28 protein-coding genes and 1 tRNA gene are annotated in these 25,795 nt (G+C 61.8%); 9 read left to right on the forward strand and 20 right to left on the reverse strand.

The window, feature by feature from the left end; all coding sequences use genetic code 11:
• Window positions 1–72 precede the first annotated feature (72 nt).
• The 3 genes from ACTJI5_RS22010 to ACTJI5_RS22020 are packed head-to-tail and all read right to left on the reverse strand — an operon-like array spanning window position 73 to window position 3,961.
• Complete coding sequence (locus tag ACTJI5_RS22010; protein ID WP_440861827.1) at window positions 73–1,026, reverse strand: metal-dependent hydrolase; 954 nt, start codon at window positions 1,024–1,026, stop codon at window positions 73–75.
• Between the two features lie 38 nt (window positions 1,027–1,064).
• Window positions 1,065–2,102: a 2-oxoacid:ferredoxin oxidoreductase subunit beta gene (locus ACTJI5_RS22015; RefSeq protein WP_137888627.1), complete on the reverse strand. Its 1,038-nt coding sequence runs from the start codon at window positions 2,100–2,102 to the stop codon at window positions 1,065–1,067.
• Window positions 2,099–3,961, reverse strand: a complete 1,863-nt coding sequence (locus ACTJI5_RS22020; RefSeq protein ID WP_440861828.1) for a 2-oxoacid:acceptor oxidoreductase subunit alpha — start codon at window positions 3,959–3,961, stop codon at window positions 2,099–2,101. The genes ACTJI5_RS22015 and ACTJI5_RS22020 overlap by 4 nt, the downstream gene beginning before the upstream one ends.
• 184 nt (window positions 3,962–4,145) lie before the next feature.
• On the opposite strand from ACTJI5_RS22020, the gene ACTJI5_RS22025 reads away from it, so the two are divergent.
• Both ACTJI5_RS22025 and ACTJI5_RS22030 read left to right on the forward strand, forming a co-directional pair.
• A complete protein-coding gene (locus tag ACTJI5_RS22025; protein ID WP_440861829.1) occupies window positions 4,146–5,093 on the forward strand; it encodes an alpha/beta hydrolase in 948 nt (315 codons plus the stop codon).
• Window positions 5,090–5,566 carry an RNA pyrophosphohydrolase gene (locus tag ACTJI5_RS22030; protein ID WP_440861830.1) on the forward strand — a complete coding sequence of 159 codons (477 nt, stop codon included), beginning with the start codon at window positions 5,090–5,092 and terminating at the stop codon, window positions 5,564–5,566. Before ACTJI5_RS22025 ends, ACTJI5_RS22030 begins: the two co-directional genes overlap by 4 nt.
• On the opposite strand, the gene ACTJI5_RS22035 is transcribed toward ACTJI5_RS22030, so the two are convergent.
• The gene (locus ACTJI5_RS22035; RefSeq protein WP_440861831.1) at window positions 5,527–6,216 is read right to left on the reverse strand and encodes a uracil-DNA glycosylase; all 690 of its coding nucleotides are present in this window, start codon (window positions 6,214–6,216) and stop codon (window positions 5,527–5,529) included. The genes ACTJI5_RS22030 and ACTJI5_RS22035 overlap by 40 nt on opposite strands.
• Before the next feature lie 23 nt (window positions 6,217–6,239).
• Here ACTJI5_RS22035 and folK point away from each other — a divergent pair, with 23 nt between their 5' ends.
• Both folK and ACTJI5_RS22045 read left to right on the forward strand, forming a co-directional pair.
• Window positions 6,240–6,761 (forward strand): 2-amino-4-hydroxy-6-hydroxymethyldihydropteridine diphosphokinase, encoded by a 522-nt coding sequence (gene folK, locus ACTJI5_RS22040; protein ID WP_440861832.1) that lies wholly within the window; start codon window positions 6,240–6,242, stop codon window positions 6,759–6,761.
• A 43-nt stretch (window positions 6,762–6,804) separates the two neighbouring features.
• A tRNA-Lys gene (locus ACTJI5_RS22045) sits at window positions 6,805–6,880 on the forward strand.
• 35 nt (window positions 6,881–6,915) lie between these two features.
• Here the strand turns inward: ACTJI5_RS22045 and ACTJI5_RS22050 are convergent.
• From ACTJI5_RS22050 to ACTJI5_RS22060, 3 genes are all read right to left on the reverse strand, one after another.
• Window positions 6,916–7,695, reverse strand: coding sequence for a site-specific integrase (locus ACTJI5_RS22050; RefSeq protein ID WP_440861833.1), 780 nt, complete (start codon window positions 7,693–7,695; stop codon window positions 6,916–6,918).
• 177 nt (window positions 7,696–7,872) lie between these two features.
• Complete coding sequence (locus tag ACTJI5_RS22055; RefSeq protein ID WP_440861834.1) at window positions 7,873–8,265, reverse strand: helix-turn-helix domain-containing protein; 393 nt, start codon at window positions 8,263–8,265, stop codon at window positions 7,873–7,875.
• On the reverse strand, window positions 8,262–8,558 hold the full coding sequence (locus ACTJI5_RS22060; RefSeq protein WP_440861863.1) for a DUF2274 domain-containing protein: 297 nt from the start codon (window positions 8,556–8,558) through the stop codon (window positions 8,262–8,264). The genes ACTJI5_RS22055 and ACTJI5_RS22060 overlap by 4 nt, the downstream gene beginning before the upstream one ends.
• Here ACTJI5_RS22060 and ACTJI5_RS22065 point away from each other — a divergent pair.
• Window positions 8,512–8,952, forward strand: coding sequence for a DNA -binding domain-containing protein (locus tag ACTJI5_RS22065; RefSeq protein WP_440861835.1), 441 nt, complete (start codon window positions 8,512–8,514; stop codon window positions 8,950–8,952). The genes ACTJI5_RS22060 and ACTJI5_RS22065 overlap by 47 nt on opposite strands.
• Window positions 8,953–9,147: 195 nt before the next feature.
• Window positions 9,148–10,437, forward strand: coding sequence for a hypothetical protein (locus ACTJI5_RS22070; protein WP_440861836.1), 1,290 nt, complete (start codon window positions 9,148–9,150; stop codon window positions 10,435–10,437).
• A gap of 331 nt (window positions 10,438–10,768) precedes the next feature.
• Here the strand turns inward: ACTJI5_RS22070 and ACTJI5_RS22075 are convergent, their stop codons facing one another.
• Window positions 10,769–11,122: an excalibur calcium-binding domain-containing protein gene (locus ACTJI5_RS22075; protein WP_440861837.1), complete on the reverse strand. Its 354-nt coding sequence runs from the start codon at window positions 11,120–11,122 to the stop codon at window positions 10,769–10,771.
• A gap of 50 nt (window positions 11,123–11,172) precedes the next feature.
• Window positions 11,173–11,604: a thermonuclease family protein gene (locus tag ACTJI5_RS22080; RefSeq protein WP_440861838.1), complete on the reverse strand. Its 432-nt coding sequence runs from the start codon at window positions 11,602–11,604 to the stop codon at window positions 11,173–11,175.
• Between the two features lie 646 nt (window positions 11,605–12,250).
• Here ACTJI5_RS22080 and ACTJI5_RS22085 point away from each other — a divergent pair.
• The 3 genes from ACTJI5_RS22085 (at window position 12,251) to sciP (ending at window position 15,116) form a co-directional block, all read left to right on the forward strand.
• Window positions 12,251–12,730, forward strand: coding sequence for a helix-turn-helix domain-containing protein (locus ACTJI5_RS22085; protein ID WP_440861839.1), 480 nt, complete (start codon window positions 12,251–12,253; stop codon window positions 12,728–12,730).
• A 284-nt stretch (window positions 12,731–13,014) separates the two neighbouring features.
• Window positions 13,015–14,643, forward strand: coding sequence for a tetratricopeptide repeat protein (locus tag ACTJI5_RS22090; protein WP_440861840.1), 1,629 nt, complete (start codon window positions 13,015–13,017; stop codon window positions 14,641–14,643).
• Window positions 14,644–14,837: 194 nt separating this feature from the next.
• Complete coding sequence (gene sciP / locus ACTJI5_RS22095; protein WP_440861841.1) at window positions 14,838–15,116, forward strand: CtrA inhibitor SciP; 279 nt, start codon at window positions 14,838–14,840, stop codon at window positions 15,114–15,116.
• 85 nt (window positions 15,117–15,201) lie between these two features.
• On the opposite strand, the gene ACTJI5_RS22100 is transcribed toward sciP, so the two are convergent.
• The 11 genes from ACTJI5_RS22100 to ACTJI5_RS22150 all read right to left on the reverse strand — a co-directional run bounded on the left by ACTJI5_RS22100 (window position 15,202) and on the right by ACTJI5_RS22150 (window position 25,790).
• On the reverse strand, window positions 15,202–15,576 hold the full coding sequence (locus tag ACTJI5_RS22100; RefSeq protein WP_440861842.1) for a glycine zipper 2TM domain-containing protein: 375 nt from the start codon (window positions 15,574–15,576) through the stop codon (window positions 15,202–15,204).
• Window positions 15,577–16,208: 632 nt separating this feature from the next.
• Entirely contained in the window at window positions 16,209–16,688 is a 480-nt protein-coding gene (locus ACTJI5_RS22105) for an A24 family peptidase (protein WP_440861843.1), read from the reverse strand.
• Window positions 16,685–17,581: a tetratricopeptide repeat protein gene (locus ACTJI5_RS22110; RefSeq protein ID WP_440861844.1), complete on the reverse strand. Its 897-nt coding sequence runs from the start codon at window positions 17,579–17,581 to the stop codon at window positions 16,685–16,687. The genes ACTJI5_RS22105 and ACTJI5_RS22110 overlap by 4 nt, the downstream gene beginning before the upstream one ends.
• The gene (locus ACTJI5_RS22115) at window positions 17,578–18,501 is read right to left on the reverse strand and encodes a hypothetical protein (RefSeq protein WP_440861845.1); all 924 of its coding nucleotides are present in this window, start codon (window positions 18,499–18,501) and stop codon (window positions 17,578–17,580) included. The genes ACTJI5_RS22110 and ACTJI5_RS22115 overlap by 4 nt, the downstream gene beginning before the upstream one ends.
• Window positions 18,498–19,385, reverse strand: coding sequence for a type II secretion system F family protein (locus ACTJI5_RS22120; RefSeq protein ID WP_440861846.1), 888 nt, complete (start codon window positions 19,383–19,385; stop codon window positions 18,498–18,500). The genes ACTJI5_RS22115 and ACTJI5_RS22120 overlap by 4 nt, the downstream gene beginning before the upstream one ends.
• 91 nt (window positions 19,386–19,476) lie before the next feature.
• The gene (locus tag ACTJI5_RS22125; RefSeq protein ID WP_440861847.1) at window positions 19,477–20,478 is read right to left on the reverse strand and encodes a type II secretion system F family protein; all 1,002 of its coding nucleotides are present in this window, start codon (window positions 20,476–20,478) and stop codon (window positions 19,477–19,479) included.
• Window positions 20,478–21,872, reverse strand: a complete 1,395-nt coding sequence (locus ACTJI5_RS22130) for a CpaF family protein (RefSeq protein ID WP_440861848.1) — start codon at window positions 21,870–21,872, stop codon at window positions 20,478–20,480. Before ACTJI5_RS22130 ends, ACTJI5_RS22125 begins: the two co-directional genes overlap by 1 nt.
• Before the next feature lie 8 nt (window positions 21,873–21,880).
• Window positions 21,881–22,948, reverse strand: a complete 1,068-nt coding sequence (locus tag ACTJI5_RS22135; protein ID WP_440861849.1) for an AAA family ATPase — start codon at window positions 22,946–22,948, stop codon at window positions 21,881–21,883.
• A gap of 141 nt (window positions 22,949–23,089) precedes the next feature.
• The gene (locus tag ACTJI5_RS22140) at window positions 23,090–23,701 is read right to left on the reverse strand and encodes a TadE/TadG family type IV pilus assembly protein (RefSeq protein ID WP_440861850.1); all 612 of its coding nucleotides are present in this window, start codon (window positions 23,699–23,701) and stop codon (window positions 23,090–23,092) included.
• Window positions 23,698–24,213 (reverse strand): TadE/TadG family type IV pilus assembly protein, encoded by a 516-nt coding sequence (locus tag ACTJI5_RS22145; RefSeq protein ID WP_440861851.1) that lies wholly within the window; start codon window positions 24,211–24,213, stop codon window positions 23,698–23,700. The genes ACTJI5_RS22140 and ACTJI5_RS22145 overlap by 4 nt, the downstream gene beginning before the upstream one ends.
• A complete protein-coding gene (locus ACTJI5_RS22150) occupies window positions 24,210–25,790 on the reverse strand; it encodes a pilus assembly protein TadG-related protein (protein WP_440861852.1) in 1,581 nt (526 codons plus the stop codon). The genes ACTJI5_RS22145 and ACTJI5_RS22150 overlap by 4 nt, the downstream gene beginning before the upstream one ends.
• Between the last annotated feature and the right edge of the window lie 5 nt (window positions 25,791–25,795).

Below are 25,795 nucleotides of genomic sequence, written 5' to 3' on the forward strand. Positions count from 1 at the left end.
CCTTCCTGCCTCAAACGCATCGCGCTGACAATCGGTTGAAACACGCGGCGCCATGACGTCACGCGGGCGCGCTCATTCGGGATGGCTGGCGGTGTCGGGCGCGGTCAGGCGAACCTGAAACCGGTCCTGCGCAAGCGGGTGCATGAAACGCTGGTCGCGGAGCAGGATCGCATCGCCATCGCTTTGCGCCACGGGCATCCGCGACCAGAACAGGAAAGCGCGCGCCGCGGGATCGGCCTTGACCCAGGTCGCGAGGCGCGGATCGTCCATGCCGGTCGGTGCGCCGGTCAGATCGACTTCGCCGCCGGCGCCCGGAACGAAGCTTGCGGTGCCGTAGCGGTCGGCCGTCCGCCAGAAGATGTCGCGTTTCCAGAAGGCAAGCGGCGGCGGGCTCGCAACGACGAGTGCGTCCTTCTGGCCGCCCGCTTCAAGCGCGCGCGAGGCCATGCGCTCGGCGGCGCCGGTGATGACGCCATTGACGAAGATATAGGCGCACACGGCGGTGAGGCCGACCCATGCCGGGCGCCGCCAGTTCGCCGCCCCGCGCCGTTCGCCGCGCAGCGACAACCAGAGCGACACGGCAAGCGCGATCCAAATCCACAGGTCGATGATGAAGATGCTGTCGCCGTAGAACCAGCGATGGCTGAATGGCTCAAGCAAGCGGATGCCATAATTGTTGAGCCAGTCGAGCGCCGGATGGCTGAAGCAGCCGATATAAGCGAGCGCAAGCAACCAGCCCTTGTGGACCGGGAGCCGATCCGCCGGCCGTTTTCCGTGCCGGCCCTGCCAGCGGTCGAAGGCGAGCATCAGCGCCCATAACAGGATCGGCAGCACCAGCAGCGCGATCGGCCCGTGGGTGATCCCGCGCCGCATCGACAGCGATTCGATGCCATAGATCGCGCAGGTCGCGTCGATATCGGGCAGGTTCGCCGCGATGATCAGCGTCGGCATCGCCAGGCCGGTCTTTTTCTTGAGCCCCATCTGGCCAAGAACCGCGCCGACGAGGCTGTGCGTGAGATTGTCCATCCCGAGCTATAGATCCGACACGCGGTGCCGCAGCAAGATCAGAGTTCGGGCCCGCCCTCGGTCACCGTCCAGGTCTGCCCTTTCTTGAGCAGGCTTTGGAGGTCGGCCGTCTTGCCTTCGGCGGCCGCCTTGTTCTGGCGGACGACGTCGGCCTCGAAAGTCGGGCGCGGGTCGTCGTAGAGGACGCCCAAGGCCATCGGGAATTCGCCGAAGCGCATTTCGACAAGCATGTGCGCGACGCTGCGATTGGTCACGTCGTGGACGATCACGCCCGCCGCCTGCCAGTCGCCGTCGACGACATCGACGGTCTTGAGGTGCAGCGCCTCGGCGTCGAGCGCGATGCCCTTGGTGCCCTTGGCGTAGATCATCGGCTCGCCCTGCTTGAGCCAGAGCTGGCGGTCTTCGGCGCCCTTCGGCGCAGCGAAATCCTCGAATACGTCTTTGTTATAGACGATACAGTTCTGGAAAATCTCGATAAAGGCGGCGCCTTTGTGCGCGTGCGCCGCCTTCAGCACGTTCGGCAATTCCTTCGACACATCGAAACCGCGCGCAACGAAACGTGCGCCGGCGCCGAGCGCGAAGGCCGCGGGCTGCGCCGGGCGGTCGACCGAGCCATAGGGGGTCGACGGGCTGGTCGTGCCGACGCGGCTGGTCGGAGAATATTGCCCTTTTGTAAGACCATAGATCTCGTTGTTGAACAGCATGATCTGGCAGTCGAGATTGCGGCGGATCAGGTGCATCGTGTGATTGCCGCCGATCGACAGCCCGTCGCCGTCGCCGGTGACGATCCAGATGTCGAGGTCCGGGTTGGCAAGCTTCAGCCCCGTCGCGAACGCCGGCGCGCGGCCGTGGATCGTGTGGAAGCCATAGGTTTCCATATAATAGGGGAAGCGCGACGAGCAGCCGATGCCGCTGACGAAGACGGTGTTTTCGGGCGTCGTGCCGATTTCGGGCATCGTGCGCTGCACCGCCTTCAGGATCGCATAGTCGCCGCAGCCGGGGCACCAGCGGACTTCCTGATCGGTTTCCCAATCCTTGAGCGTCGTCGTCCGCGCGATGGTGGTCATTTCATTCACTTGAGTGCCTCCTCGATGGCGGCTTCGATTTCGGCGATGGTGAAGGGCTGGCCCGACACCTTGTTCACCGGCTTCGCATCGACCAGATACTGGTCACGCAGCACGGTCTTGAGTTGGCCGGTGTTCATCTCGGGGACGATCACCTTGTCATAGCTTTTCAGCAATTCGCCGAGATTGGCGGGCAGCGGCCAGATATGGCGGATGTGGACATGGCTGACGTCGAGGCCTTCGGCGCGCTTGCGGCGCACGGCCTGATGGATCGGGCCGAAGGTCGAGCCCCAGCCGACGACGGCAAGCTTGCCGCCCTCGGCGCCAAGTTCGACGACCTGGTCGGGAACCTTGATGCCGTCGATCTTGTCCTTGCGGATATCGGTCATCGCCTGATGGTTTTCGGGCGCATAGTTGATGTGCCCGGTGTCGAGTTCCTTTTCGATCCCGCCGATCCGGTGCAGCAGGCCCGGCGTACCCGGCTTCACCCACGGACGCTTGAGGTTTTCATCGCGGCCATAGGGCTTGAACCCGCCCTCGGGCGCTTCGGTGAGGAATTCGACCGGGAAGGCTTCGTAGGTCGTGAGATCGGGCACTGCCCACGGCTCCGCCGCATTGGCGATATAGCCGTCGGTCAGCAGCATCACCGGGGTCATATATTGCACCGCGATGCGCACCGCCTCGATCGCGCATTCGAACGCGTCGCCGGGCGAGCGCGCGGCGACCACGGGCATCGGCGCGTCACCGTTGCGGCCATAGACCGCCTGATAGAGATCGGACTGCTCGGTCTTTGTCGGCAGCCCGGTGGAGGGGCCGCCGCGCTGCGAATTGACAATGACGAGCGGCAGCTCGGTAATGATCGCGAGGCCCATCGCCTCGCCCTTCAGCGCAATGCCGGGGCCCGATGACGACGTGACGCCCAGCGAGCCGCCATAGCTCGCACCGATCGCCGAGCAGATTGCGGCAATCTCGTCCTCGGCCTGGAAGGTCGTGACGTCATATTCCTTGAGCCGCGACAAATGATGCAGGATCGCCGATGCCGGCGTGATCGGATAGCCGCCGAAGAACATCGGCAGTTTGGCGAGCTGCGCGCCCGCGACGAGACCGAGCGCGATGCCCTCAGCGCCAGTCAGCGTGCGGTACAGGCCGGGCGCCACCGGCGCGGGATCGACATGATGCTGCTTGAGCGGACCCGCGAGTTCGGCGGTCTCGCCATAGGCATGACCCGCATTGAGCGCGGCGACGTTCGCCGCGGCGAGATCAGGCGCCTTTGCGAATTTCGCGTTGAGCCAGTCGATCAGCGGCTGGCGGTCGCGGTCGAACATCCAGAGCGCGAGCCCCAGCGTCCACATATTCTTGCAGCGCAAAGCTTCCTTGTTGCCGAGCCCGAAGGGCTTCACGGCATCCATCGTCAGCTGGCTGATGTTGAGCTTGAGCAACTGCCACTTCGCGAGGCTGCCGTCGTCGAGCGGGTTCGCCTCATATTTCGCCTTGGCGAGATTGCGGTCGTTGAACTCGCCCTCGTCGGCGATGATCAGGCCGCCCTGCTTCAATTGCGGGACATTGGTCTTGAGCGCCGCGGGGTTCATCGCGACGAGCACGTCGGGCGCGTCGCCCGCGGTGTCGATCGCCGACGATCCGAAATTGATCTGGAACGCCGAAACGCCGAACAATGTGCCCTGCGGCGCGCGGATTTCGGCAGGGAAATCGGGGAAGGTCGCAAAGTCGTTGCCCGCCAGCGCGGAGGACAGGGTGAATTGACCGCCGGTCAACTGCATCCCGTCGCCACTGTCCCCGGCAAATCGTACAACTACCGCATCCGAAAGGGGGGACTGCCGTTTGTCGGCCTGGTCCACTACCGCTGTCGCCATTTTCTCTTCTGCCTCAAATCTTGCGAACCTGTGACATCGGCCTAGGCCGGTGTGCGCCAAGCCGCAATTGAGAAAAAATTGTACCCTGCAAAGCGTGAAGCGCAGGTGAGTTTCATTTCGGGATTGAATTTGCCCCGCCGATCCCGAATAGCATGGTGAAAACAGCGATCAGGGAGAAACGCAGATGACCGACGGCACCACCCCATATACGCGCCCCGACGTGGCGGCTTTCCTTGCTTTCCTGAATGCGCAGGAAGGCCCGAAGATGGAAGAGATGCCGCCCGAGGGCGCGCGCGCGATGTTCCGCGTGATGGGCCAGCTCGCCGATGTGCCGCGCGGCGAGATCGCACAGGTCGAGAATCGCACCATCCCCGGCCCCGCCGGCGAGATCGCTATCCGCATCTACGACAACCGCCCGGCCCGCGAAACCGGCCCGGTGATGGTTTTCTATCATGGCGGCGGCTGGGTGATCGGCGACCTCGACACGCATGACGCCTATTGCGCGGAAGCGGCGCGGCTGCTCGACATGCCCGTGATCGCGGTCGATTATCGCCTCGCGCCCGAACACCCCTTCCCCGCCGCGCCGATCGATTGCGAGGCCGCGACGCGCTGGGTCGCCGACAACATTCCCTGCACCGGGCTTGTCCTGTCGGGCGAAAGCGCCGGGGGCAATTTGACGATCGCAACCGCGCTCACTCTGCGCGACAAGCCGGCGTCGAAACCCGTCATCGCGATCCACCCGATCTACCCCGCCGTGACGACGCACGACGATTGGCAGAGCTATCGCGATTTCGGCGAAGGCCATCTTCTGACGCAGGGCAGCATGATCTGGTTCGGCAATCATTATGCCGCCGATCCCGCCGACTATCGCGCCTCGCCGCTCGATTTTTCGGCCGCGGGCCTGCCCCCGACGCTGCTGATCACCGCCGGGCTCGACCCTTTGCGCGATCAGGGGCGCGCCTATGCGGCAAAGCTGATCGAGGCCGGGGTGCCGACCACCTATCGCGAGGCGACGGGAACGATTCACGGCTATATCAACCTCGCGCAGGGGATTCCGAGCGCCAAAGAAGATATTCGCGGGGCATTGACCGTATTGAAAGCGATCGTCGCCGAAGCTACCGGGGCGGCATGATCGACCATAGCTCTCTCCCTTACCGTCCCTGCGCGGGCGTCATGCTCACCAATCGTGATGGCCGCGTCTTCGTCGGCCAGCGGCTCGATACGTCGAGCGAGGCGTGGCAGATGCCGCAGGGCGGGATCGACGAGGGCGAGGATGCCGAGGAAGCGGCAATCCGCGAACTCGGCGAGGAAACCGGCGTGCACGGCGGGCTGGTTGAAATCATCGCGCGCAGCCGCGAGGAATATTTCTATGACCTGCCCGACCATCTGATCGGCAAGATGTGGGGCGGCAAATATCGCGGCCAGCGCCAGCACTGGTTCCTGATGCGCTTCATGGGTGACGACGGCGACGTCAACATCCACACCAAGCATCAGGAGTTCCGCGCGTGGAAGTGGGCCGAGCTGAACGAGATCGAAAAATTGATCGTCCCGTTCAAGCGCGTCCTTTACCGCGGACTGGTCGAGGAATTCGGCCCGCTGGTCTGATCCTTAAGCGTCAGCGCGGTGCGGAAGACATCGGCGAACATTTCGGGCGTCAGCCGCCCGGTATTCGTGTTGTAGCGCGAGCAGTGGTAGCTATCGATCAGATGCCGTCCATCGGGCAGCATATGCACTGCGCCATGGCCGAAGGGGGAACCCGCGAGGCGCGCGCCAGCCGCCCTTAGCGTGGCGTCATGCGCGATCCGCCCTAACGCGACGATCACGCGGATTTTCGGCAACGCTGCCAGCTGCGTTTCGAAAAACGGGCGACAGTTCGCGATTTCGGCGGGCGTGGGTTTGTTCTGGGGCGGCAAACATTTGACGCTGTTGACGATAATCGCGCCGTTGAGCGTCAGCCCGTCGTCGATGCGCGCATCGTAGCAGCCCTTGCTGAGACCGAATTCGGCGAGCGTCGCAAACAGCAGATCGCCCGCATAATCGCCCGTGAAAGGCCGGCCGGTCCGGTTCGCGCCATGCTTGCCCGGCGCGAGTCCCGCAAAAGCGAGCCAGGCGTCGGGATCGCCGAATGCATGGACCGGCGCGTTCCACCAATCGGGGTGCTCGGCCTGGCATTCGCGGCGAAACGCAACGAGCCGCGGACAGCACGGGCAGTCACGCGGCGGCTCGGTTCCGGGCAATGGGCTGTCAATTTCCACGCATCTGCGATAGGCGCTGCGCCATGAGCAACGCAATGCCGCTTCCCCTCTATGCCATCGGGCTCGGATCGAATCGGCGCCATGCGCGGTTCGGCGACCCGCGCGCGGTGCTGCTCGCCGCGCTGGCGGCGCTGGAGAGCGCCGATATCGAGGCGGTCGACGCCAGCCCGATCATCGCGAGCGATCCGCTCGGCCCGTCGCGGCGCCGCTACGCGAACGCCGTCGCGCTCGTCGCCTCGCCGCTCAGCCCTCCCGAAATGCTCGCACGGTTGCAAGCGATCGAGGCGAGCTTCGGCCGCCGCACCGGCCAGCGCTGGAGCGCGCGGACGCTCGACCTCGATATCCTGCTCTGGTCGGGCGGCACCTGGTCCGACGGCGCGCTCACCATCCCGCATCCCGCGATCGAACAGCGCGCGTTCGTGCTCGGCCCGCTGCGTGCGATCGTCCCCGAATGGCAGCATCCGCTGCATGGTCGCAGCGTCCGCCAACTCGCCGCGCGACTTTCGCGTCCGAAGCCGGTTGACCGGGGCGCATCGGCGCACTAGGGCGACACCTCACTTCGCGAGGCCGCCTAGCCGCCATCGCGATGGGCCCTTAGCTCAGTCGGTAGAGCAACTGACTTTTAATCAGTAGGTCGCTGGTTCGAACCCAGCAGGGCTCACCATATCTTTGATAAATATATCAAAAACATATGGTCACCTATTCCACCAGGTAGAGGCGCGGACGCCCCTGACTGGGAGTGTTTTTGTGGCGTTGCGTACCAATTGATTCAGTCACTTGGCCCAGGCCTTTTGTGGCGTCAAAAATCAGTTGGTCGGCAAACGGCTGCAAATGCTTGGCCGACATTTGCGCATAGCGGCGCACCATCGTCTCGCTTTTCCAGCCTCCCAGCTCCTGAAGCACCCAGGTGGGTACGTCATTTTGCCGGAGCCAACTTGCCCAGGTGTGGCGCAAATCATGCCAGCGGAAATCCTCGATCCCCGCTCGCTTGAGTGCGTTCTTCCACACCTTGGTGTTCACCTGCCGGATAGGCCGTCCCGCATAGGTGAAAACATATTCGTCATGACCTCCCCGACGCCGTTCGAGAACCGAAATTGCGAGATCGTTGAGCGGAATGCCCAGCGGATCGTCATTTTTGGTCTCGCCCTGCTCGAATGTGACGATGCGGCGGGCAATATCGACCTGTTGCCAGGTCAGCCTTTTGACATTGCCTTGCCGCAAGCCCGTTGCGAGCCCAAACAGCATCAGCTCCTTCTGATGAGCTGGCAGTTCCTGCAGGGGACGCTCCGCTTGTGCGTGGGTCAACCATCGCACCCGCGCTTTCTTGCCTCTCGTGTAGGTCTTGAACGCCGGCATCGTATCGATCCACTCCCATTCCCGCATCGCGATCCGGAAAATGGCGCGGACAAGCGCCACATAAAGTTCCTTCGTCGCTTGCGCGGTTCCGGAAAGATGGCGCGTGATGATCCCGTCGATCATGTCCCTGCTCACCTGATCCAGTGTCTTGCCGCGAAGAAAACGGGTGAAGAACCGGATCCGAAACACATCATCCGAATAGGATTTCGTGCTTCTTCTCCTGCAGCCACCGAAGGGCCGCCTCGTCCCATGTCCGCGGCGGCTTCCGTTTCAGTCGGACAAGATCCCACAGCTCGGCTTTCAGGCGGTCGTGATATTCTTCCGCCTTCTTCCGATCGGACGTTCCAGTAGAGCGTCTAACGCGTGTTCCGTCCGGTGCTGTGATCTCGACATAATATCTGCTTGCACGTTTCCAGAGTGCCATAAGCTAGCCTCCTTGGTTGAGGCACCTGGCTGCATTCGTGCGGGCGCAGGATATCGTCTGCGGAGTGCAGCAACAAGATCGCACTCGAGAAAGCGCCAAAGCCGACCAATCTTCGCGCCGGGGACGAGCCCGGCGATCGCGTAGGAGCGAAGCGTATTGGGATGCATGTGAAGGAGAGCGGCCGCGGCCCGCAGATCGAGGATGGCCAGCTCGTCGCTTTCCTCTTCCGCGATTTGGGCGACGCCCGTCTCCTCCGGGGCGCCGGTCATTTCTGCCGCCGCGTCTTCTGAAACTCGCGGTCGCTCTCGAGGAACGACGCCAGCATCGCGGGAACGAGATCGACCACCGGCTCGGCACTTCCGTAGCTCACCTCATGGGCCGCGGCATATTCCTGCAACGCCTCGGCGAGGTCCGGCAGGATCTGGATCGTCATCTTGACCGGTGTGCGCTCAGGGAGCTTGCGTAGTTTGAGCTCCGCAATGTCATCCTCTCCACGGCGCGAGAACGAGATCCTGGTGTCGGTCGAGATCGACGCGTCCGGAAATGAGCACTGGTTGCTCAGCGATGGTCATTGGGCCATTCGGCTCGACTTGCACGACGGCACGCTCCTGGGCGGCCCGGTTCTTGTCGAGCACCGCGTAACGGGATTGCAATCGGCCAAGCCGAAACTCGAATCGCTGCGACAGTTCGTCGTTCTTGCCGAGAAAGGCGACCTTCCCCGATCGATGATGCCGAAGGAGCGCAAGGCCGCACACTGGATCATGGAGCTACGCGTCGGCGACGCTTTGCTGGCAGGCGCAAGCCAGCAGGCGATCGCGCGCGAACTCTACGGCGACGCGATCGCGCCGCTGCGCTGGCGAGTGGAAAGCGCATCCTACCGCCTGCGGGTGCAGCGGCTCGTCAAGACCGCACGGCGGTATCTGGCCGAACCTTTCGCGGGACCATGGTTCGACTAGCTGTTTGAAAGATTGGCTCGGCAGCCCGCCAGGGCAAGGATGCCGAGCTGTTTCGGCTGCTTGGACACAAGCCCTCGAACGCCGCTGCTTGCAGCGTGGCAAGATTCCCGCATATTATCAACACCAAGGCGAGGCCCGCACTCCGCTGATTTACGCCGCGAGCCGTGCCAATTGCTCTGAAGACGGACCATATCCATGGCGATGCAAAGCTTATCCTCTCCAACCCCGCCGAAGGCCCGCTTCAACCCGCGCCGCTTCTTTTTTCTGGCCGCGCTGTGGATGTCGATCGGGGCATTTATTGGCTTTATCGTCGCCGGTGCGAACGGGATTGCACCCGATTCATGGATACCGTTCGTGGTGATCGGATTCATCGCGGCGAGCTTCCTGTTCACCGGCGTCTTCGTGATGAGCATATCGCGCAATCTGAAACCGATGCTCGATGCTGCACAGGGCGGCATCGCGAACCGGATTCTCGACTCTGCCGAGGGCCGAATTTCGCCTGACAAGCGCGTTTTGGCGCGCGTCGGCAAGCTTGAAGAGGCAGGGCTGACGGTTTCGAACTTCAATCATATGTTCATTTTCACGCTGACGGTGTTTCCGGAACATGGCGCTCCTTACGAAACGGTGATCCGCCAGTTTATCACCATGGGCGAGTTGCCCAATTTCTACACCGGACGCTTTGTCGTGTTCGTCGAAGATCCGGAAAACCCCGGTTACGGACTCATCGACAAGGACCCGCCCGAGGATTGGCAGCAAAAAGCCGCCGAGCCACCCCCCGCCTGGAAGACGCAAAAAGCCGAGACATCCTATCCCGACAAAGGCTCGGCGTTGTTCGGCGGCGAGCTGCGCCTGCCCGCCCGGATGTCGCCGGTGCGGCTGACCGTCAATCTGTTCACGACCTTGGCGTTCCTTGTGCTTGGTTTCCTGGCTCCCTTCGCCCTCGTGACGGGCGGGATCGAGACGGTGACGACATTCGTGCAGGATTTGCCGAAAACGATCACCGGACAGGACGAAGGAAATTTCGACAAGGAGAAGCTCCGCAAGGCATATGATCGTGCAGCAGCCTATGCGAGCAACCGGCAAATCTATAGCATGCGTGTCTACAAGGACTATGTGAAGCTAACGATCGAGAATCCAGCTCGGGAAAAGGCTTTTGACGACGTCACCATGCGCGGCGCCGTCGTGGATTCCCGACCGGACGGGACAAGTGCTTCCATCAAGCCCGAAGAGACTTTCCGCGTCTCCGACACTAATTTCGGGGCGCTCGAACGCGCGCTGGGAGATGCGCTGATGCACGGCGACAAAAATCAGCTTTCCTATATCGGGTTCCGCAATCAATCGGCAATCTCGACAATAAGGATCGATAGCAAATCCGGCGTTACGGTAGACGAGCGGAAATTCATTGTTGTCACAGTCGGGTTCGACGGCGATTATGGATCGACCTCCCGAACATATGATGCCGCGACCGGACAGTTTCTGAATTAAGTCCGACAGTCATTATGCCTTTGAAGATCCGCATGCGCGTCAGCATCGATCATCATGTTGATGCCTCTGATACCGATGCCGACGGCATGCATGACTGGCACTATGAGTATGACGTCTATCGGTTTTCACAAGGCTGGAGAAGCTTCGTCGCTCGGGGTTAATCGGCCTGCGCCGGAGCGGTGAAAGCAAGGCACGATATTCCAAAAGCAATCGCCCGCAACATCATGACAATCCCCCCGATCAGATCCGATCATATTAGGAGAAGTGCAAGGGCGCGAACTGGCCATGCTATTCTCGACAAGCCGCACGGTCGGCAGTGGCCGGTAAACGGTCATTCACAGCCGACGCCATCGCCATCGCGATCAAGGTGTGATCCATAGCCCGGGTCACCTTCCCGAACCGGGGCAGCTCCAGCGGCGCGAGCGTGTGAGCAATTGCGAAACGACCGACTTCCGAACGCGGTTTGCGGTTCGTCAGACACGAAACGTTGCGACGTGGTTTCGGCGGGATTCGAGTCGGCATAGGTCCAGGCGGGCTGTTGGTCGGTTGGGACCGGGTCTATGAATGCCTGTGGCGCCTCTTCAAATTCAGGCTTGGAATCATCGCCAGACAATTTGCCGATTGCGAACGCCACCAGTGCGACGATCGCAATTGTCCCGGTGTTGCTGTTGCCCCTCTTCCCCATGCCCGCAGACTGCCACGGCAAAAGCGAAGAGTCGAATCAGCGACAGTCTCTCATGAGCACTTGTGACCACGCCAGTACCGGTCCCATCGCTCGGCGTATCCATCGCGCACCATGGCGCAGGAAATATCTCCCGACTTCAGCGAACTGCAGAAAGCCGCGGTGCGATTGCCCCCAGCTCCGCCGTCCGATCGGCAACGCATGGTCGGGCCCGCCACCTTTATGTGCCCGGTGCGGAGCGTACCGGTCGGAGTTCCTACCAGTCGAACGAGATGATCCCGCGCCGCGCGAGCGTCGACATCCGGGCAAGGGTGACCCGGCTTGCACGTCCCGTCCATTTCGCGAGCGGCGATGCCGGAAAGGCGAATATGCGGGCCCTCTTCGCACCAGATCGGGCCATCACCGTCCCACACTGCCGTGGGCGTGCAATTGAATGATTGGCCCGACGGAACGACGGTTACAGCAAGCAGGAGTGCGAGGATCATCCGCGCCTCCTAGCTCGCCGACGGGGTTGCTCTCTGGGTCGCTGAGAGCCTGAGCAGTTTGCAGGGCGTCGATGAAGATGGAGTAAACCGAACGATCAAATCCCAAACACCTGTAACCTCTAATCTAGACGCTGCTGCGATTGGCCGATTGCAGCCAGGCCGCTTTTGGCGAATGATCAAAATGAGTGGACGTTTGGGGTGCGCAGAGGGCCATGACCGGAAGCGACCGGAAGGGGCCGCCCCGCTTTAATACTTCGTCATCCCCGCGAAGGCGGGGGCACCGATGATGGAGCTTTTGGCCGCAGGGCTTCGGAAATATCATCGGCACGTCGCGATATAAAAAATTATGCTGATCACCGCTGCAACCTTCTGTAATTGAAACATATTTTCAGAATGCGAGATCAAAGCGAAATAAAGCTACCCGATGTCACATATTTGTGGCTTATTATTATTGGACAGAGTCGCCGAATGATGGACGGTGCAACTGCGACCGGTATGCCGGGAGAAAGCGATGGCTGGGGCGGCCATGCAACCTATGGCAATTGACCAGAGGGCTTCGAGCTCGAAGTCCGGCCCGCGCACGGTTGTGTTCTGTTGAGCCCCCTTCGCGAAAGCGACTGCCGGCTCGCGGTTCATCGATCGAAGCATGACCAATGCGATTTCAAGTTACCGGCGCAGCGAAGCGGCGCGGAAACATGCATGGCGCCCCCGGCCATTTTTTCCGGAACCGCGAGTATTGATAATCCCGCATCATGGGCTTCGGCGGATCGTGCGCGAGCATCACGGTAACCCCCGTGACCGTCAGCGTGCGGACGCCACGCGCACCGATGAAAGCTTTGGCTCGCGAGTGCAGCGTCTTCGAAAAGCCCGCGCAATGTCACAGGCAGAAGTGGCAACGATGATGGGGGTAAGCGTTCCTGCCGTATGTGCGTGGGAGTTGAACAAATCTCGCCCGAAATCCCCGCGCATGGCCGAGCTCGCAGGTATCCTGGGCGTTTCTGTCGCCTCCCTGCTGGGTGAGCAATCGCCCACCGATCTGCAAACTTTGATCGTGAACGCGCGGGCCAGGATTGCAGCGGCCGTCGGGACGGCACCAGATCGAATAAGGATTCACATCGATCTATAAGGCGAAATGCCAGCAAGCTGCTAAAAAGCCCCGCCGAACACAAGGCTCGACGGGGCGGTGGGAACTCTCCGGATCGCAGGAGAGCGAGGACGGGATAACTTCATTTGATGAGAAAGGAATGAAGTTGTTTGTCAAGCGTGCTCCGACAAATCGCGCCGACCCGCTTCGTCCAGCCGGCGCCTTCATCCCTGCGCCTCTTATCCGGCGACACGAACCCCGATAGGGAGTAAACGGGGAACAGGTTTCGCTTCGTCGCTGAAACGATCCAATTCGGTGGGGGTGCCATGAAAGCCGTTCTGCCTTGCGCTGTAATGCTGGCTTTGTCCGGACTCGGGATCAGCAGCGCGCCACGCGCTTCCGCGCAGGAACACGGCCATCACCAACATGATGCGCCCGCCACATTGGGAGACGTGAACTTCCCGGTTTCCTGTACGCCCGAAGCCCAAGCCAAGTTCGACACGGTCGCGGCGCTGCTCTACTCCTTCTATTGGGAGAAGATTGACAGCGCCGTAAACGAAGTGCTCGCCGCCGATCCGACCTGCGCCATGGCCTATTGGGCAAAGGCGGTTGCGAGCATCGACAACGCCCTGGGATCGCCCCCGACGCCCAAGCTGGAAGAGCAAGGCTGGACGGCGGTACAGGCAGCGCTCCGGCTGGGCGGCGGCAAGACGCCGCGCGAGCGCGAATATATCGCGGCCGTCGAAAGCCTGTTCAAGGACCATGCGAGCGTTCCGTTCCCCCAGCGCGCCAAGATCTATGAAAAGGCGCTGGAACAAATTTATCTGCGCTATCCCGGGGACTCCGAAGCTGCCGTCCTTTATGGCTTCTGGCTCCAGGTCACGGCCGACCGGAACGACCAGACCTATGCGCAGCAACTCAAAAGCGCGCAGATCCTTGAAAAGATTTTCGTTAAGCAGCCGAACCATCCGGGTGTCGCGCATTTCATCATCCACGCCTATGACTTCCCGCCGATCGCCAAACACGGACTGAATGCCGCGCGGCGCTATGCTGCAATCGCCCCGAATTCCCCGCACGCGCTGCATATGCCCTCGCACATTTTCTCGCGCATCGGGCAATGGCAGGATTCGATTGATACCAATGCGCGCTCATACGCGGCGTCGAAGACCGACCGCGATGCCTATCACGCGATGGACTATCTGGTTTACGCCTCGCTCCAGCTCGCGCGCGACGCCGACGCGCTGAAATGGGTCGAGTTCGTCAACGCCGCGCCAAAGCCGGATGAGGATGCGCGCCAGATCGCCTATGCAGCGGCAGCCATCCCGGCGCGATACGCTCTCGAACGCGGGGATTGGGCGGCCGCCGCTGGGCTGGTGCTTCAACCTGCGCGCGAGCAGTTCGATTGGAGCCGGTTCCCGGAAGGCGAAGCGGTCAACGCCTATACCCGCGGTCTTGGCGCGGCACGGCGTGGCGACGTCCCCGCTGCAAAGGCCGAGATCGCAAGGCTTGCCCGGTTGCGAACTGTGATGATCGTGCAAAAAAAGGACTATTGGGTCGGGCAGGCGGATATCCAGACCGGCGCGATTGCAGCCTGGACCGCTCGTGCGGAAGGCCGCGACACCGACGCGCTCCGGCTTATGCGCGACACCGCGGACCAAGAAGACAAGACCGAGGAGCATATCATGATGCCCGGCCGCGTGATTCCCGTGCGCGAGATGCTCGGCGAATTGCTCGTCGAGCTGAAGCAGCCAAAGGAGGCCCTCGCCGCCTTCGAGCAATCACTGACGAACGACCCCCATCGTTTCCGGGCCATTTATGGCGCCGCCCGAGCGGCGCAACTCTCGAAAGACCTGGGAAAGGCCGACGGATATTACAGGCAGCTGCTCGCCCAGACCGGAACGGCTTCCGAGCGCCCGGAAATCACGCACGCAAAAGCAGCCGTCGGCGGACGATAGAGCGGAAATCCCATTTTTCGGCGCTTGGACGAGCGGCATCGGACCCGACCCGAACAAACCCAACCGCCCGCCTTGGCGGCGACGAACGGTTCGCCGCATCCAACGCCTTCCGGCAAGTATTTGTTAACCCCATTCTTGCAGATTTCGAGTGGGGGGCACGAAGCGGCGTACACCGCGCGAATGGAGAGTTCGCTGTGCTCGAATATGGAAGGCCCGCCTCGGTCATGGGGCCGCTCGGACGGATCACAATCGGCGATCTGCCGTCTTCGTCCACGGCGCACTGGGTCAGTCGTCGCAAGGCCGAAGTGCTGGCCGCGATCGATGGCGGATTGCTCAGCGAGAGCGAGGCCTGTGAACGATATCGCCTGAGCGCCGAGGAACTTGCCGCCTGGCGACGGTCGATCAGTCGCGCGGGCATCCCCGGCCTTCGCATCACCAGAGCTCAGGAATATCGTAATCGGTCGGGCAAATGATCGATCGATGCCGGGCGTCCCCCACACGCACGGCACCGGTAGGGCGGCGCGAGCAGACTGTCCCTCTCGCGCCGCCCTTTTCAGTTCAACGGCATTTGAGTTCGCCGCGATCGATCGCTCGTCCAAGCAGGCCTCCACCCGCGGCACCGATGATCGTCCCCACGGTCCGGTCGCGCCCGCCGTCGAGTTCGCGTCCGACAAGCGCGCCGACTGCGGCGCCGATGATCAGACCCGTCGTGCCATTGTCGCGGCGGCAATGATAGCGCCCGTCATCGCCCCGCCATACACGGTCGTTGTGCGAAAGGCGCCGCGGCTCGTAATAGCGGCCAGAGCTGTCATACAGCCCGCGATCCTTCGCGCGCTTCCCGTGCGCGGGCGCCCAAGGGGGCGGATCGGCGAAAGCCGGAGCGGACGGAACGGCGAGCGCTGCGAAAACCACAGCGGCAAGGAACTTCTTCATGGCTGATCTCCTACGGTGACGGGAGTTTCCTATGCTCGCCGATCCGAACAACCGCTGAACGACATCAACTCCGCTATCAGATGATAGGCGCGAACCATCTGAACGGCGAAAATCGGGTGCAAAGCTGGCAGTCCTGAAGGCCCTCAACGTTCAGATGGCTACTTCCAGCGAGTTATAATATCGGTGTGCCCGCGAACCCAAGACCATCGACGTTATAACTCGGCGGGTATCGGGTTTAGATGCGTCGTTCACGAAATCGAGAATGCCCATGAGCGAGCCGTGGAGGGCGGTATGAACCTTCCCCGCGTTTTGCGCCGGGATGCAGGACGATCTTGCCGACGAGTGACCGGATATCGCTGGAGGCGTCGAGGCGCGTTTCGGGATCGGCACGCGATTCGGTCACCGAAGTTTGGAAGCGCAGGGCATCGACCTTGAACCGCAAGACAAGATTTCGCCCAAAGCGAAGCGGCAGGAGACGATTCCGCTATCTTGGGAATTTCGGCGCACGGGCCGTCAGCGCACTCCCAGAACGGATCGAAATCCGTCAAACGATAATGGGGCGATCACGGTATCCTCCTGGTTTCCAGTTCCAAGGCGATCAGGCGTTCGGGCCAACGCGCCGAACCATCGGATCAAGCGTACCATGTCCAGATCGAAAGGATTCCTCCGGCCGCTATAGCGACGCCATAGGCAATGCGCCGATCAAACAGCCGCATTCTGCCGGTGCCAGCCCCATGCCACAGTGTCAGTACATGGAACATCATCCGGATGAGAACGATCACTCCACCGCTCACCGCTGTTATGACGAGAAGCAGCATAGCCTTGGGCAATCCGAACCATAAGGCGACGGCCGCATAGAGCTTAACGTCGCCGCCCCCGAACCATCTGAACCGGAACAGAGCCATTCCAATCAGGAGCGTGACCGCGAAATGTGCCATGTGCGACCAGAGAGGATCGTCAAACGGGAAGCCCCCCCACCATGCCAATGGGAAAACCGCGATAATGATTGCGGGATAGAGGTTGGGAATAAGAAAACGGCGCGCATCGGACCAGGCCGCGAGCAGAAGCAGTCCGGTCAGGGCAGCCTTCACGACCAGGGGCAGATCAATCATGGGCGAACGGAAACCTCCGAATATTGTTGCCACAGCCTCTCATCATGCTGGGGACGTTCGATCAATGCCTCCGCGAACAACGCTTCGGCAAAACCGGTGTGCCCGGCGCGGCGCGCGCCCTCAGCACTGACTTCGAGCCGCCTGCTCCAGAAAGCATCGCTTTCCCATGGACGTCGCACCGGAGCGTGGCGGATCATCGCATTGGCATAATCAAGATTGAGCGCAACATCCTGCCGACGCGGCTGTGCTTCAAGCAGGCTCACAAGCAGGCCTACAGCTTCCTCCGCCTGCCCATTCGCGATAAATGCAACCGCCAGATCATTGCGGATCGCATCGCTTTCGGGACGGAGCGCCAAAGCGCGGCGATATGCCTCGGCCGCCGCAGCGCGGCGACCGAGGCCGAGTGCGACCCACCCGATCGCTCTCCAATAAACCGGATCGACAGCGCAACTCGCTGCGTGGGCGCCGAGCCGCATTTCGGCATCGGCGGGAGCACCGGTCTGAATGTCGGAAAGAGCCTTCGCCGTCGCGATCCGGCATGCCAGAGGATCGGACTCGGCCATCGTGGCCAGAAGCCGCTTCGCCTCAGCCGGATGCCCCGAGGTAAGCAACAGCTCGGCCCGCAACAGCACGACAGCCGGGTCATTTCCTGCTCCCTCATCGTCCAGCCTTTCGAGCAAGACATGCGCCTCGACCAGCCGCCCGCCCAGCAACGCAAGGTCGGCGGCATGCACGAGGTCAGCGCGCGGCAAAGCAGACGGTGCCGCCTCGAGCATCTTCTCTTCCGGGTCGTCGATTGCCCAAGCCTCACCAGGCCCGCTCGCAGAGCAGACCGCAAGCAACAGCAGATGGCCGGCCAGCCTCGAGCGACATCCTCTCATAAGGGCGTTCACGCCTCGACACCGCTCGGCCAAAAGGCCGAACGCCAGAGCGCAGCAATGTCTATCGCACCAGCGTCAGCCTGATTCAGCTGGTCGAGATAAGCCGCAACCGCGCCAAGATATTCGCTGTTGCTCATCGCCCTCAATCCGGGAGCGGCAAAACCCGAAGGCTGCACGCTACCGGCGAAGCAGATGACGCCTTCGGGTCTGGCGGCGATGAATACTTCGCCGATGCTCAGCCGGAAAATCTGGAGCTGCGCGCCACCTGTCGCCGTCGACGTTGCGTCGTTCGCCGTCGTCGCGCAAATTATGGCGCCGCCGTCGCGGGGCGTCACGACGGCACCCGCGGACGATGCGATAATTGGGGACACCGGCATCGCCGCATTGGCAAGCAGGGGCTGGAATGCCGCGCCAAGCGGACTTTTCTTTTGGAGCGACACGGGCTGCGCTGCGTGCGAATCCTCGTCCGGTGCCGCGAGACCGGTCTCGACCGTCACGACGGAGCGAGGAAGTTCAGCAGCAATCGCGAGGAGCGCGCGCCGCTTCTCCTCGTTCCCCGTCACTGCGTAAAACGCCGCCAGGTTTTGCCGCGCCCGCCTGTCAGTCGGATCGGAGGCCAGCGCGCGCTGGAAATAGCGCTCAGCCAGATCTCGACGACCGATCGCGTCATAGGCGATGGCCAGACCGTTCAAACTTTCGGCTTCGAGCGCCCGGTCACGGCTCGCGCCTTTGAACAGCTCGATTGCCAAGCCATATTGCTTCGAAGCGAGGAACGTCTTTGCACGCACCAGCGATTCCTGCGGCGACAGCCCGGCAAGTACCGGGACAGTGCGCACCTCTGGAATCCCGGTCTGCAGTCGTGGTCCGAACGCGCAACCTGTCAGTAAGGCGCATGCAATCAGGCCCATTTTCCCCTTGTGCAGCGGCATCATCCCCCTCCCGCCATCGCCGGCACGACTTCACGAATGACGCGAATGATCGCGGGCAACATCAAAACGCCGATCATCGTCGGCAACATGCAGGCAACAAGCGGGATCGACAGCAGCACCGGCAGGCGGTGCGCCTTCTCTTCAGCTCGCATCCGCCTTTTTTCACGCATTTCAGATGCATAGATACGAAGCGTCGTCGCGATGCTCGATCCCAGCTTGTCCGACTGGATCAGCAAAGTCGAAAAGGCGCGGATCTCATCAACACCCGTGCGATCGGCCATGTTACGCAATGCCTCTTCGCGTCCGGCGCCGGCGCGAAGTTCAAGCGTCGTCTGCGACAACATCTCCGACACCAGAGGATGCGAAATTGCCATTTCCCGGCCGACACGATCGAGCGCGGCCTCAAGCCCCATCCCCGCCTCGACGCAAACAAGCATCAGGTCGAGGCTGTCAGGAAAATCATTAAGTATTTCCTGTCGTCGACGATCGGCCTTCGCGGTCAGGAACAGGCTCGGCAGGAAAAGTCCCATTGCCGCCAACCCCGCCCCTTGCAGGTAAAGGATGAAAAGCGATTTCGGCTCCGAGGAGAGCAGCTGCGGCACGACGATTGCGATCGGCAAGGCAAAGATGAGCAGCAGACGCACGAGCGTAAAGACTTTCGGCGCTGAGGGCGAGCGATAGCCGGCCGCGATCATCTTGCGCTGCAACCCCTTAGGATCGGAATCGCCGAGGGAGAGACCGCTGCTCTCGATCCGCGCGGCGAGCTTGGCCCAGGCGCTCGCACGGACGTCGGATGCGCGCAAGCCGGCGCCGGTCTCCGCAGTAACCACGTCCCGCGCCTCGCCCAAACGCCCGAGTATCTGCTGCCGGTCGTCGAAGCGGCGCATCAACGCGAAGCCGAGCGATGACACGCCGACAAAAAGGATGAAGAGGAATGCCAGCTTGAGATAGGGCGAAGAGGCGAGAATCTCTACCATGTCAAACCTTCAGATCGACCATATGGCGAATGGAAAAGAAGCCGATGAGATAAAGGGTGATGAGACCGCCGAAGCCGAGAAAGAAGATCGGGTCCTGTGCGACATCGAGATAAAAGCCGGGATTGCTGGTAAAGAGGCCGACAAAGGCTAGAATCGGCAGGACGGTGAGGATGATCGCGGTCATTCGTCCTTCCGAACTCAGCGCGCGAACCTTCATAAACATGCTCGCGCGGTCGCGAATGACCTGGCTGAGATTTTCCAGAATTTCGGCTAGATTACCGCCCGTTTCCATCTGGACCGATACTGAGACGACGAACATATGCATGTCAGGCAGCCCCCAGCGCTCGGCCATGCGCGCAAGCGCCTCGCGGAGGTCGAGACCGAAGGCGATCTCGTCACTCACGATCCCGAATTCGGACCCGATCGGGTCATCCATCTCCTCGGTCAGCAGTTCGATCGCCGCCGGAATCGGATGGCCCGAGCGAAGACCGCGAACGAAAATGTCGAGGGCAATCGGAAACTGGCGTTCCATCCGGCGACGACGGGCGTCTGCCATACGACTGATGATCATCATCGGGAACGCAAAGGCTAGGGCGAACCCGATCGCCAAAGCAAGCTGCACCACTCCGAAAGTCAATGGGAAGCCCGAGATTCCTGCGATCACGAGAATGAAGAAAGCGATAGCAACGGCGCCGACAAGCATCAGGCCCATCACCTGCAATTCGGATCGTCTGATATTCGCGGCGTTGAGCATGCGGCGGAAGGAACGGAGGCGTTCGGCTATCCAGGGCGGCGCATTCGCCAGTCCTCTCGTCACATCCTTGCGGAGCAGCGAGGTCACTTCCTGACGGTCCATCCCGCCGCTGATCAACTGTAGCCGCTTGTTGACGGCCCGCCGTTTGCCGCGTCTTTCAACCAGTGCCGAACCCAGAAATTGCACTACCAGGACGATAAGCGCAAAGAGCGCGATGATCGTCAGAAAGCGGAGGACGGTGTCGTTCATCAGTCGATCTTCCGATCGGGGCGAAAGAGTTCGGACGACAGTTCGACCCCATGTGCGGACAGGACATCAAGGAATTTGGGCCGGATACCCGTCGCCTCGAAATGGCCAAGCACCTGATTTTCGGCATCGCGGCCGGTCATACGGAAGCGGAAGATGTCCTGCATCGTGATGACGTCGCCTTCCATCCCGGTAATCTCGGACAGGCTCATCAGGCGACGGCGACCGTCGGAGAGGCGGCCGATCTGAATCACGACGTTGATCGCGGAGGCAATCTGCGCCCGCGCAGCCCGCGCTGGCATATCGATGCCGCTCATCCCGATCATCTGTTCGACGCGCGACAAGGCATCACGGGCGCTGTTCGCATGTACGGTCGTCATCGATCCGTCGTGACCGGTGTTCATCGCCTGCAGCATGTCGAAAGCTTCACCGGCGCGGACTTCGCCGACTATGATCCGGTCGGGGCGCATGCGCAGCGCATTCTTGACTAGGTCGCGCTGCGAAATTTCGCCCTTGCCCTCTATATTCGCGGGACGGGTCTCGAGCCGCGCGACATGTTCCTGCTGCAACTGCAATTCGGCCGAATCTTCGATCGTCACGATGCGTTCACGCTCGTCGATGAACGAAGAGACGGCATTCAAAAGCGTCGTCTTGCCCGATCCGGTACCGCCGGAGATGAGGATGTTGCGGCGCGCCCGAACGACGCCTTCCAGCACCTCGGCGACAGGCGCCGGGATGCTGCCGAACTCGACGAGTTTCTTGATGTTAATCGGGATACGTGCAAATTTGCGGATCGAGAGCAGCGAACCGTCGATCGCGAGCGGCGGAACGATGGCGTTTACGCGCGAGCCATCGGCCAGGCGTGCATCGACGAAGGGCGAAGACTCGTCGATACGACGGCCGACCGCACTGGCGATCTTTTGAATGATCCGGAAGAGATGCCGTTCGTCCTTAAAGCGCGTCTGGACGCGTTCGAGCATTCCCTTGCGCTCGACGAAGACGATGTCGGGGCCATTCACCAATATGTCGGTGATGCTATCGTCCTGCAACAAGGGTTCCAGCGGCCCGAGGCCCAGCAACTCGTCAAGAACGTCGCCGACCATCGCGCGGCGTTCGCTCGCGTTGAGTGCCAGTTGGTGACGGTTCAGAATATCGGCAATCAGATCGCCCGCTTCGGCCTCGACCTGCGCACGCGACATCTTTTCAAGCTGGCCGAGGTTGATTTCGTCGAGCAGTTCGCGGTGGATCTGAACCTTCAGGTCCAGCATCTCGGCGCCATGGCCCTTGTTGCCGGTGCCACTGGCCGGACCCGACGTCGGCCTCTCGATATTCGCGATCGCATCCGGCTCGGATACCCGTTCCGCCTTCGATCCCTTTTGTTTCTGTACCTGCCACATCGCGAAACCTAACCTTTGTCCAGTTCCTCGCCGACGCTCTTGGCGAGCGCTGCGAGATCGGCCGCGACCCGATTTTTTCTTGCAATATTGCCAACCAGAATGCCTTGATCATGCGCCGACTGGACGACCACATAATCGCTATCGATCTTGGCGAAGATCGGGTGGCGCAGCGCATCGGCCGCATCCTGAACATTGATCGTGCGGAACAATCTTTTCTCGACCCGATTGGCGACGATCCGAATCCGGGAGGCATCGATACCCGTTTCCTCGAACAGGGTGAGGCGGCGGCGCGCTTGCCGGAGGCTGCCTACCGAAAGGTCGATGACAAGCAGGATCAGATCGGCCTTGTCGATTGCGGAGAGCGTCCAATTGGCCCAGTTGCCGGGAAGGTCGAGAACGACATAATCATATTCTTCGCGCGCCAGATGGAGCACACGTTGCAACTGGCTGGAATCTACTGATTCCAGCGGTGCGATGCGTTCGGGCGCCGCGATCACAGCAACACCCTCACCACCTGTCGCTGTCACGGTGCGCAGCAGCTGGCCGTCGACTCGCGGGCCTGCGGCAAGCAGATCTTCCATCGTCAGGCTCGCCACCGCTCCCAAATAGGAGGCCGCATTACCGAACTGAAGGTCGAGATCGACGAGGCAGCAACCGCGTCGCGTTCGGCTGCGTTCACGCAGGAAATAGGCGAGATGCGTCGCAACCGTTGTCGCTCCGATCCCGCCAACGCTTTGCGCGACCGCAACGACGGGCGCCAATTTGGTTTCGCGCGCCATTGGCTTGATCCGCGACGCGAGCAGATTGTTGACCGCATCGACGAATTCGGCGGGCTGGATCGGCAGCGCGATCACGTCATCGACCCCCTGGCGGAGGAGCGTGCGAGTGGTCGCAAGATCCCCCTCGCGCATCGCGACGATCAGCGGCAGCTTGCCATATTCCGAGCGCAGCGCGATCAGCCGGCGCATCGATGCCGGCGCGGCACAATCGAGCTCGACCACCAGCAACTCGGCATCACCAATCTGGCCTGGCTTGATCGGATCGCTCGCCCCGACATTGACCAGCTCAAACGTCAAGGCGGGATGGTCGCGTTCCGCGAAAGCCGACCGGCCGAACTCGTCATCTGATACGATTAGTTTGATTTTGCAGTCCAAATTGAGAGGCCCATTGTTGAAAGGAGTGCCGAACAGTTCTTTTTTTCCCATCGGTCGTTCCTCTCAGTTGGATGTGTTGCCCGATCCGTCTTCCATCGTCAGCGAGTAGCTGAAGTCAGGCAGATCGAGGTTCGCGTTGAAGAGGATGCCGACGAACGGCCGGAACTGCATGTTACGCAGGCGAACCGCGATGATCGGCGCGACGTCGGATCCATTCGGGTCGCCCGCGAAGCCGAGTCCCGAGTAACGATATTCGACCACGACATTGGAAGCGCCGATGTCGGGCTTGATGTCGTTCATTCTGTCCACAAGCGCAGCGAAGGCCGCACCGTTGGCGGTTCTCGGAAAGCTGCACGCCGCCGCGCAGGTGCAGGTAACCGCACCGTTGCTGCTGCAGACGATACCGGGGAAAGCGGTCGAAGGAACGGGCGTTCCGGCCGGGATGTTCGCGCTGACTGCGAAGCTGTAGTTGGCGAGCCCGCTCGGGATCATGTCGGTCACCGCAGCCCAGCGGGCCCCCGTCTGGGTCGCCTTTTCGGCGCGATTGACCTCCCACGCGAAGCGGCCGACATCGATAATGCCCAGAAGGAAGAGCAGGATCAGCGGAAGTACGAGAGCAAACTCCGCCGCCGGCCCGCCGCGTTCATCGCGGATTATGGAGCCAAGCCTTATCATGTCCCCATCACCGCCGCGTTGGCGCTGGCCCTTATCACCGCACCGGTGGTGTTGAATCCGAGCGTTCGGAATAGCGAAGGATATGGGACCGTCGTCGATACGGTGACGCGTGTGGCCCCCCCCGTCTGGTTGGTATAGAGACCGCCCGCAGTATAGGTATTTGCAATCGGCGCATTGCACGAAACCGCCACCGTTACCTGACTGTCGGTCCAGCCCGAAACCTTGGCCATGCCGCCGGACAATTGCCCCGTGCGGGTCAAATTCTTGACCTGGGCAAGCGCGGCGGAGTCGGTCAGCGCCGAACAGTTGAACGAAGCGAAGGGCTGGCGCGCAGCGAAGCGCGCGCCATCGCGAACCCCCTTGATGACCTTGTGCTCGGTCCAGAAATAGGCGCCCGCTTCAAATCCGCCGAACATGATGGTGATCAACAGCGGCGTGATCAGGGCCATCTCGGCCGCCGCCGCGCCCCGCCGGTTGCGCCAGAAGCGTCGAGAGCGAAGAAAGCCAGTCATTGGATCAGATAGGGCACGTCGCGCCGTACCGTATTGCCGGTCGTGCCGCCGCCGCCGCCGAGGGTGGTTTCACCGACGATCTCGCCATAGACATCGCGGCTGCTCGTCCGGTCGCGATCGAGCGAGGGCTCGACAAGGAAAAGATCGACCCATTTCGCTACGGTCAGCTCTTGGCGCCCACTGATTTTTCCTGCCTGCTGGGTGCAATTAACGACGGCGACAGGAAGCACGCGGCGGTCGGGAACGGTTGAACTGCCAGCGATGCCCGGCGGCGAGCATGACGGCATGCCATAGGAATGATTACCGCCGGCAGCATTTTGCCGGTCGAGCGGCCGCATCGATCCGCCCGCGAGCTGTTGCTCGACCTCCCATTTATACACTCGATAACGGGTCGGCGTCACGGTCCCGAATGCGGCGAGCGGTGAAAAGGAGTTCCCGTAAACCTGACTATTCGACTGGAAATAGGCGGTACTGTCCCAATTCCCGTCACCAATACGATCCAACGGACAATTGCCGGATGCACTGACCGCGTGACACATGTCGCGCGGAAAGCCCATCGGCGCCAGAACCGCGCGCTCGGTGGCATTCAACGGAGCGGCGCTTGGCGGAAGGTATCGGGAGGCGCTGGGAGGCAAGACCCATGTGTTCTGGGTACAGCTATTGTTGCCGTTCCCATTGCCATTTCCGTTGCCGTTCCCGTTGCTGGCGGCACGCACGACATCCTTGCGCGCGTTATAGGCGGGGGGGCAAAGCGACCCATCCTGTCCGCAGGCCTGATTAAGACCGTTGCCGTAAATATCGAAGCGGGTGTTCAGCGCGTTGACTACGCTCGACATCGCTCCGGGCTCGGTCACCACGCCATCGGTTTCGATACAGTCGCCCGCCGGCGCAACGCGACCAAGCGTCTCGCGAAGATCCTGCGCCCCGCGACCATCATTGGCCAGGAATCCGAAATTGCCGGGAAAATAGCTGCCGTCGGTGATCAGCAGAACGCCTTTGCCGACATAATTGCCGACCGTGAAGTTCAGGTCGCTCGATTCAGCCGGATTGCACATCATGACCGGCGGCACCTTGCAGATCGCCGACCCCAAGCCCGCATAGGCGGCCGCATCGATGCTGCTGCTGAACGCACCCGCGAGCGGGGTGAAGGCATAGTTGGCCGTACGCGCGGCGATCAGCACCTCGACGAAGCGCGCATTGGCATCGCTTGTGGCCGCAAGGGTCTTTTGCTTGTTCTGCCAGAAACGGATCTGTCCCGTCGCATCACACCCCGGCTCGGCCGGGATCGTCACGGCGACGCCATTGCCGTCGTTCGCCAGCAGGCTCATGTTCGCCACCAGCGTCGTTGCCGCGGCCGACGCGCGCATACAGGTCCCAGTACGACCATCCAGCTGCGACGCCCCAGCAAGCGCAGCCTGATCCGCCGCATTCTGCAACTCGCTGTCCATGCCGGCAAGGCGGGCATAGTCGAAGCCGAGGCCGCCGACCGCGACGAGCGCGAAGAGCGCAAGGCCGAAAGTGGCGGCGGTCGCGCCCGACTGGTCGGTCAGCAAATGGTGATGCGGTTTCCGCAACATGGCTT

Origin of the sequence: Sphingopyxis sp. 22461, from assembly GCF_052044915.1 — a bacterium.
Classification (GTDB): Bacteria; Pseudomonadota; Alphaproteobacteria; order Sphingomonadales; family Sphingomonadaceae; genus Sphingopyxis.

Excerpts from the sequence above, each read along its gene's own strand:
- ACTJI5_RS22010 (WP_440861827.1), bottom strand. The coding sequence starts at position 1,026 with ATGGACAATCTCACGCACAGCCTCGTCGGCGCGGTTCTTGGCCAGATG.
- ACTJI5_RS22020 (WP_440861828.1), bottom strand. The coding sequence starts at position 3,961 with ATGGCGACAGCGGTAGTGGACCAGGCCGACAAACGGCAGTCCCCCCTT.
- ACTJI5_RS22025 (WP_440861829.1), top strand. The coding sequence starts at position 4,146 with ATGACCGACGGCACCACCCCATATACGCGCCCCGACGTGGCGGCTTTC.
- ACTJI5_RS22030 (WP_440861830.1), top strand. The coding sequence starts at position 5,090 with ATGATCGACCATAGCTCTCTCCCTTACCGTCCCTGCGCGGGCGTCATG.
- folK (WP_440861832.1), top strand. The coding sequence starts at position 6,240 with ATGAGCAACGCAATGCCGCTTCCCCTCTATGCCATCGGGCTCGGATCG.
- ACTJI5_RS22050 (WP_440861833.1), bottom strand. The coding sequence starts at position 7,695 with ATGATCGACGGGATCATCACGCGCCATCTTTCCGGAACCGCGCAAGCG.
- ACTJI5_RS22055 (WP_440861834.1), bottom strand. The coding sequence starts at position 8,265 with ATGACCGGCGCCCCGGAGGAGACGGGCGTCGCCCAAATCGCGGAAGAG.
- ACTJI5_RS22070 (WP_440861836.1), top strand. The coding sequence starts at position 9,148 with ATGGCGATGCAAAGCTTATCCTCTCCAACCCCGCCGAAGGCCCGCTTC.
- ACTJI5_RS22075 (WP_440861837.1), bottom strand. The coding sequence starts at position 11,122 with ATGGGGAAGAGGGGCAACAGCAACACCGGGACAATTGCGATCGTCGCA.
- ACTJI5_RS22080 (WP_440861838.1), bottom strand. The coding sequence starts at position 11,604 with ATGATCCTCGCACTCCTGCTTGCTGTAACCGTCGTTCCGTCGGGCCAA.
- ACTJI5_RS22085 (WP_440861839.1), top strand. The coding sequence starts at position 12,251 with ATGACCAATGCGATTTCAAGTTACCGGCGCAGCGAAGCGGCGCGGAAA.
- ACTJI5_RS22090 (WP_440861840.1), top strand. The coding sequence starts at position 13,015 with ATGAAAGCCGTTCTGCCTTGCGCTGTAATGCTGGCTTTGTCCGGACTC.
- ACTJI5_RS22100 (WP_440861842.1), bottom strand. The coding sequence starts at position 15,576 with ATGAAGAAGTTCCTTGCCGCTGTGGTTTTCGCAGCGCTCGCCGTTCCG.
- ACTJI5_RS22105 (WP_440861843.1), bottom strand. The coding sequence starts at position 16,688 with ATGATTGATCTGCCCCTGGTCGTGAAGGCTGCCCTGACCGGACTGCTT.
- ACTJI5_RS22115 (WP_440861845.1), bottom strand. The coding sequence starts at position 18,501 with ATGATGCCGCTGCACAAGGGGAAAATGGGCCTGATTGCATGCGCCTTA.
- ACTJI5_RS22120 (WP_440861846.1), bottom strand. The coding sequence starts at position 19,385 with ATGCGCCGCTTCGACGACCGGCAGCAGATACTCGGGCGTTTGGGCGAG.
- ACTJI5_RS22125 (WP_440861847.1), bottom strand. The coding sequence starts at position 20,478 with ATGAACGACACCGTCCTCCGCTTTCTGACGATCATCGCGCTCTTTGCG.
- ACTJI5_RS22130 (WP_440861848.1), bottom strand. The coding sequence starts at position 21,872 with ATGTGGCAGGTACAGAAACAAAAGGGATCGAAGGCGGAACGGGTATCC.
- ACTJI5_RS22140 (WP_440861850.1), bottom strand. The coding sequence starts at position 23,701 with ATGATAAGGCTTGGCTCCATAATCCGCGATGAACGCGGCGGGCCGGCG.
- ACTJI5_RS22145 (WP_440861851.1), bottom strand. The coding sequence starts at position 24,213 with ATGACTGGCTTTCTTCGCTCTCGACGCTTCTGGCGCAACCGGCGGGGC.
- ACTJI5_RS22150 (WP_440861852.1), bottom strand. The coding sequence starts at position 25,790 with ATGTTGCGGAAACCGCATCACCATTTGCTGACCGACCAGTCGGGCGCG.